Source organism: Mesorhizobium sp. M0633 (assembly GCF_040320645.1).
Classification (GTDB): domain Bacteria; phylum Pseudomonadota; class Alphaproteobacteria; order Rhizobiales; family Rhizobiaceae; genus Mesorhizobium.
This window is the reverse complement of record NZ_JAMYQC010000083.1, coordinates 1-5,629: the sequence shown is the minus strand read 5'-3', so window position 1 is coordinate 5,629 and position 5,629 is coordinate 1. Positions and strand designations below refer to the sequence as shown.

The window sequence follows — 5,629 nt, the reverse complement described above, 5'->3', positions numbered from 1 at the left end:
CCCAACGACCGAAATCCAGCCCCCGCCGCGCGCCAGGCTGTTCGCAACCTCATTGTCGCACCACCCACTCTGGAAATGCCGGTAGTTCGAGGTGTCCAACTGATTCCAATACACTGTGAGCGATATTATCGCTTAAGCATCCCATCGCGTCTCCGGTTCATCAGCAAAAAGCCCGCCGCAAAGCATGGGGGCGGGCCTGAAAGGTTTGCACAGATGCTGCGTCGGCGTTTCAATCCCACCTGCCTGAGCCCTCACGATCTGGCTATTTGCGAACGCGTGTTCGATCAGGTCTGCTCGGATGAGAATTTCGACCCTTTGGACCCGGACACTGAAATCTTGGCGGTGATGGTTGTGGCCATTTTTCGAAATGCTCACACCAGCGAGCGCGAACTGCTGGAGGCGGTCAGGTCTCGTCGGCAAAAGGCTGCGGCAACCGGACATTAGTATATGTCGCCCAAAAGTGCGCGCGTCGCATGAATCCGTTCAGTCGCGACGCGCTTGTCTTATCACATTATTTGCCGAAGAGGCGAGACGGGGCGAGGGCGCTGGAATTCACCATCCTTACGTCTGCGCGAAGTGGAGAGGCGAGAGGGGCGGTCTGGTCGGAAATCGATCTGGACGGAAGCTATGGTCGCTTCCTGCGGCCCGCAGGAAGTCAGGTAAGGCGCACCGCGTGCCATTATCAGATCGTGCCGTCGAAATACTGCGCGACATGAAGAACAAACACATTTCCGATTTTGTATTTCCGGCCAGCGTCCGCGCTCGCCGCTTAGCGACATGACTCTCGCCAAGCATTGAAAACGGCAGGCGGCGGCGACTTCACAGTTCATGGAATGCGCAGCGCGTTGCGAGATTGGGTGTGTGAGGAAACGGACTATCAGACCGAAGTTGCCGAGGCAGCAACTTGCGCACGCTACTGGCACCGCAGCCGAGCGCCTACCGGCGAGGCGACGCCTAGGATAAGCGGCGCAAGATGATGGCGGATTGGGCAGCATATTGTGCCAGCTCCGCATTATAGCATGCCAAACTGCTCATTTAGCCACTGAATCTTATGTCACCCGTAGCAGCAACCTAGTGCTGACGTGCGGCCCGTTGGTCGCCTGCAGGATGGCCAGACCAGCATCCCGCCGCTCCCATGTGGACGATGACGAAACCTCCCAGCTCTTTCAAATCAGCAGTTGAACCGCGTCCGAATCTGTCGGGCTGCGAGGAGGAACCATGAACGATAACTCGCCTACACTTGTGTCCTTGAATGACGCCGCGAAGATGACGAGCATGAGTCGAACGATGGTCAACAGATATCGCGCCGAACGCCGGTTTCCGGTTGCGGTCTCACTCGGCGACCGCCGCGTCGCCTTTGTTCACTCAGAGCTCTCCGACTGGATTGCAGCGAAGATCGCGGCGAGGGCGGCTTAACCCGCTGTCTTCAAAACCACCGCGGATCCAACCGCGGCAACTTCAAAAAGGGAACCACCAACTTGCACATATTGTCAATTAGACCGGAGCCGCCTGGCGCCGGGGGCGTCATCGCGCGCTATGATATTTCGCTAACCGATGCCTGCCGATTGTACGGCATGAAGCTTGTTGAGAAGCCCGACGGCCGACGCATGACGTACGGGCCGCAATCAGGCGGCCTGCACGTCGCGACCTTGGCACCAGCATTCGCAGAAGAAATCACGTGCGCCGCTGGCGTAGCCCTTGGAGGCTTGAACGCCCATGAGGATCTCAGATACCATACGCTCATCACGACGAGTTCCCGATCACTTGGGCGACTTGGCTATCGAATGCCGGCATTGTTGTGGCGTGACGTTCGACTCCGCAACCTTCGCCGTCGAGGCCGCCGTTCGAGGTGAGGGCGTCGTTTCGGGTCGAACCATGCTGGTCGGGGCTGACCTTGCCGCCGGCACACTTGTACGTCCCTTTGAACTCGCCCTCGAGGCCTCGTCAAAATACTTCATCTTCTACCCGCCCCGCGCCATTGCCCAGCGGAAAGTCAAAGCGTTTCGGGATTGGCTGTTTGCTGGGATGGATCCAAACGACGGCCCTTATGGCAAGACTGAGATGCGCCCAAGAAGAGCCACCAGTTCCGCCTGACGTTTGGTTTCGGTCTTGGCGAATAGCGAGGCAAGCTGGGAGCGGATCGTGGTGCGGCTGAGGCGCCAACTGCGGGCGATCTCCAAAGGCGCATCGCCCTGAGCCAAGCGCAACGCGAGGTGCGTTTCCGCGCCCGTCAAGCCAAACATCTTTTGCAGTGTCTGAGGATTTGGCCCCGACCTGTTCTCGCGGTCCAGTAACGCCACAATGCTCGTTTCGTCAGGAGCGATAAACCCGTTCTCGTTCAATATCACCGGCCTGTCGGCGCTGCTGCGGATCACCACCCATGATAGTGAGCCCGGCAGGAAATGGGCCGGAACATTCGCGATCAGCCGCCTCAAGGCCACTGAAAGGCCGCTGGCCGTATCGGCTACTTCGCCCTGGCGCTCCAGAGTGGTTTGAGCGGCTGCGTTCCATTCGACCACTTTCCTCTCGCGGTTCAGCACGAGATAGCCGCAGCCGATGCGATCAAGCATGCCGGTTATGGATTCCAGACTGCGTGCTCTTGGCTCCCCGACCCCTGCGCCCAGTCGATCTGATGCACGATCTGAATAGGCATAATAGGGCCGCTTCGTATGGGCCTCGCGGTCATACTTGATCCTCATCACAATGGATCGGTTGCCCGCTGCAGCTTCAGTGTGTCTATCGATCAGAGTCATTTTCTACCCCTACCCAAAGTTTCACCAGCCTGAAGCAAGTTATTCGGGATTTACAGAAAGTCGTTAAGTGACAATATCGTTTCAGATGGTGTTGTAACAAGTTACTCGGTACCTGATGATTTCACCGTTAAGACCCCAAAGTTTGCACGCAATCGCGACATTTATACTATTCATGGGTCATTAACTGTGGCAATCTTCCCATTTATGTTCCGGGATATGAAAGCCACGCCGAAATTCGGCCGCCTCCTTCGGGGTTCGAGTGCAACCGAATTTACTGGTGCGTTAAACTCGCCAGTGAGCATCCGATCGTGGCTGCAAAATGTTTCAACGGTTCGTTATTAACGTATCCAGCTAGCATTACCTTGCGACGGGCTGCGCTTTTGAGCTTTGCGTTATTTCATGGACATCCTCAACGACGCTTTCACAATGCGCGATTCTATACGCACCAAGTTTAAGATTGTCGTTAGCTTCGCATCCAGAAACTTGTCGCGGGATGCATTTCTTAAGATTTCTTCATACCGCCAAGCTGCCGATAGTATTCCTGCTCACCTATTTTAGCGTTCCGTCGAACGACTGGCCACCGCCCAGCCGAGGATCGCACCTTCGACCGTCTGGAGGTGCCGACAACGCGGACGCCGTGCCGCGGCTCCCGAGTGCCGCCCCCTGGCTATGCACAGGCTTCAGGTATCTGCTGCCATGCTGTTTCTTCGGCCCTTGTCCAGCCGCGGCTTGTCCCTGAGCCATGCGAAACTACCTGGCCGTTCGGACTGCTCACTCTCCGATGCGACGTCCTTCTCGCGTCAAAGCCAGACGGCAAAGATTGACGGCCCTTGGCAAATGGAAGACAGTCCTTAAGCTGCAACTAATATCGTGGCGGCTCCGGGCCAATGCCCGGCGCCAATCGAATAACGTCCGAAGATCTGAGCGCAGCGCTTTTTCTGGCATGCGAAATGTTCGTCGTGAGGCGGGGCCATGAAGTCCGACCAGGAATTATTCGCGAAAGGTCTCGCAACATACCAGAAGGTTGTCGCGGCGAATTACATGGCGCACAGCGAGGTCTACGAAATGCTGCGCCAAGTTCTGCTAGATGAGGCTTCCGACGGCTTCGTGTTCGCCGATCTGGCCTGCGGCACTGCTCCTGGTTCGGCAGCCGCACTGGCCGGCAACAACGTCGCACGCTACATCGGCATCGACATATCCCAACCGTCGCTCGACGTGGCGAAGGAAGCGCTTGCCCCTCTCACCTGTCCGGTCGAACTGCGTTGCGGGGATTTCGTCGTGGCGATCGATTCCTGGAAGGGCCCGCTCGACGTGGTTTGGATTGGCCAGTCCCTGCACCACCTCCTTGCGCAGGATAAGGTGGCCCTTATGCGCAAAATCCACAGCCTGCTGCCACCAGGTGGTCTTTTCTTGATCTGGGAGCCGACGTGCCTCGAGGGCGAGGACCGCGAGGGATGGATGAAGCGATTTCATCATATGCGGCCGGATTGGGCAGCGATCTCCGACGAGGAGTTCGCCGCCTTCGAGAGCCACAGTCGAACGTCCGACTATGCCGAGACGGCCGCGACTTGGATTGGCATGGCCCGGGATGCTGGCTTCAGCACTGCGAACGAACTCATGACGGTGCCGAACAAACTGGCACGCGTCTACCGTTTCCGTCACTAGTTTCGACAAAACCGGTGCATTTGGACCTCGGCATTGCAGCACTTGAAGGCGAGTTCCGTTCCTCGAGGTCCGGAATTGAGCGCATGGAGGATCGGTGATGATTGAAACGGATCACCTGACCAGTCGCCCGACTATGTCCCCTTCGTGACCCAAACCGGTCATTGCCGCTGCACGGCGGCAACGTCGCTAGAAGGATAGGGAGCGGACCTTCAGGTCAGACGCATTGCATCGCCAGTGCAACAGCCAGATAATCTTCGCCTTGCGCCGAGCTGATGAAATGGAATGGGCTGTGGGTGCGTCCCTTTACGAGCCGGTGAACGTCTACAAACCTCAGGGACCCTATATTGGTGTCGTTGACGGTCCGTTTGAGTATCTGACGGTAGCAGGAACAAAACTTCCGCTGCCATTCACCACTCGGATGACGGTGGTGCGCCTATCGAACGGCGATCTGTTCCTTCATTCGCCCATTAAGTTTGCTTTGACGGTGGCCAAAGAGTTACGGAACTTGGGCAGAATTCGCCATCTCGTTTCACCCAACCAGTTTCACTACGCTCATATCGGTGAGTGGTCGAAGGCTTTCCCTGAGGCAATAACATGGGCATCGCCCAGAGTCCGGCAAAGAGCACGCGCACGGCACGCGGATGTGACGTTCGCACGAGATTTGGAGGCCGATCCTCCGGAGGAGTGGCGGCGGGACATGGATCAGACACTGTTTCCCGGTGGCTACTTCAAAGAGTTCATATTCTTCCACCAAGCTTCAAAGACGCTGATCCTTACAGACACGATCATCAATCTCGAATTGGACATGATCGATGAGCCTTGGCGCACGATGGCCAAGCTGACTCGGATGGCTCACCCGCACGGGCGGACCTTCTTTGGCATGCGGCTGCCAATTCTCTTCAATCGGCGGAAAGCACAGGCAGTAATATGCAAACTCCAGTCGTGGCAGCCGCGGCGGGTGATTCTAAGTCACGGCCGCTGCTTTGATGCGAATGAGGACGAGATTGTCCGTAGAATATTCGGAAAGTCGGGTTGGTGACGCAGTGGCTTTGGGAGGCCAAATGTCCATTTTGGGTCGGCTCCGGCGCTCGGCCTCGATCGCTTCAACGACCGCTCCTGTGATGGGTTTCGGATGCCGGCCGTCTACTGAGATGGCGTGGCTCGAGGCCGGCGTCCGGAAGCCTCCAGGGAAGGAACCCGCGGGGTGGAGA

General features: G+C 57.3%; 6 protein-coding genes. 5 read left to right on the top strand and 1 reads right to left on the bottom strand.

The features are described from left to right. The 3 genes from NKI47_RS34490 to NKI47_RS34480 all read left to right on the top strand — a co-directional run. Positions 1-444, top strand: a 444-nt coding sequence (locus NKI47_RS34490) for a hypothetical protein (RefSeq protein ID WP_352596221.1), incomplete at its 5' end; no start/stop codon positions are given. Between the two features lie 774 nt (positions 445-1,218). Beyond that, on the top strand, positions 1,219-1,416 hold the full coding sequence (locus tag NKI47_RS34485; protein ID WP_352596218.1) for a helix-turn-helix transcriptional regulator: 198 nt from the start codon (positions 1,219-1,221) through the stop codon (positions 1,414-1,416). Between the two features lie 300 nt (positions 1,417-1,716). Continuing rightward, positions 1,717-2,094 carry a LysR substrate-binding domain-containing protein gene (locus NKI47_RS34480; RefSeq protein ID WP_352596215.1) on the top strand — a complete coding sequence of 126 codons (378 nt, stop codon included), beginning with the start codon at positions 1,717-1,719 and terminating at the stop codon, positions 2,092-2,094. On the opposite strand, the gene NKI47_RS34475 is transcribed toward NKI47_RS34480, so the two are convergent. After that, positions 2,046-2,753: a helix-turn-helix transcriptional regulator gene (locus NKI47_RS34475; protein WP_352596212.1), complete on the bottom strand. Its 708-nt coding sequence runs from the start codon at positions 2,751-2,753 to the stop codon at positions 2,046-2,048. The two genes, NKI47_RS34480 and NKI47_RS34475, sit on opposite strands and share 49 nt — an antisense overlap. A gap of 972 nt (positions 2,754-3,725) precedes the next feature. Between NKI47_RS34475 and NKI47_RS34470 the strand changes: the two genes are divergently transcribed. Continuing rightward, positions 3,726-4,418 (top strand): class I SAM-dependent methyltransferase, encoded by a 693-nt coding sequence (locus NKI47_RS34470; protein ID WP_352596209.1) that lies wholly within the window; start codon positions 3,726-3,728, stop codon positions 4,416-4,418. A 277-nt stretch (positions 4,419-4,695) separates the two neighbouring features. Continuing rightward, the gene (locus NKI47_RS34465; RefSeq protein ID WP_352596206.1) at positions 4,696-5,457 is read left to right on the top strand and encodes a DUF4336 domain-containing protein; all 762 of its coding nucleotides are present in this window, start codon (positions 4,696-4,698) and stop codon (positions 5,455-5,457) included. Positions 5,458-5,629 lie beyond the last annotated feature (172 nt).

What these genes read in the sequence shown, in the direction of transcription:
- NKI47_RS34470 (WP_352596209.1), top strand. Translation starts at nt 3,726, where the DNA reads ATGAAGTCCGACCAGGAATTATTCGCGAAAGGTCTCGCAACATACCAG.
- NKI47_RS34485 (WP_352596218.1), top strand. Translation starts at nt 1,219, where the DNA reads ATGAACGATAACTCGCCTACACTTGTGTCCTTGAATGACGCCGCGAAG.
- NKI47_RS34480 (WP_352596215.1), top strand. Translation starts at nt 1,717, where the DNA reads ATGAGGATCTCAGATACCATACGCTCATCACGACGAGTTCCCGATCAC.
- NKI47_RS34475 (WP_352596212.1), bottom strand. Translation starts at nt 2,753, where the DNA reads ATGACTCTGATCGATAGACACACTGAAGCTGCAGCGGGCAACCGATCC.
- NKI47_RS34465 (WP_352596206.1), top strand. Translation starts at nt 4,696, where the DNA reads ATGGAATGGGCTGTGGGTGCGTCCCTTTACGAGCCGGTGAACGTCTAC.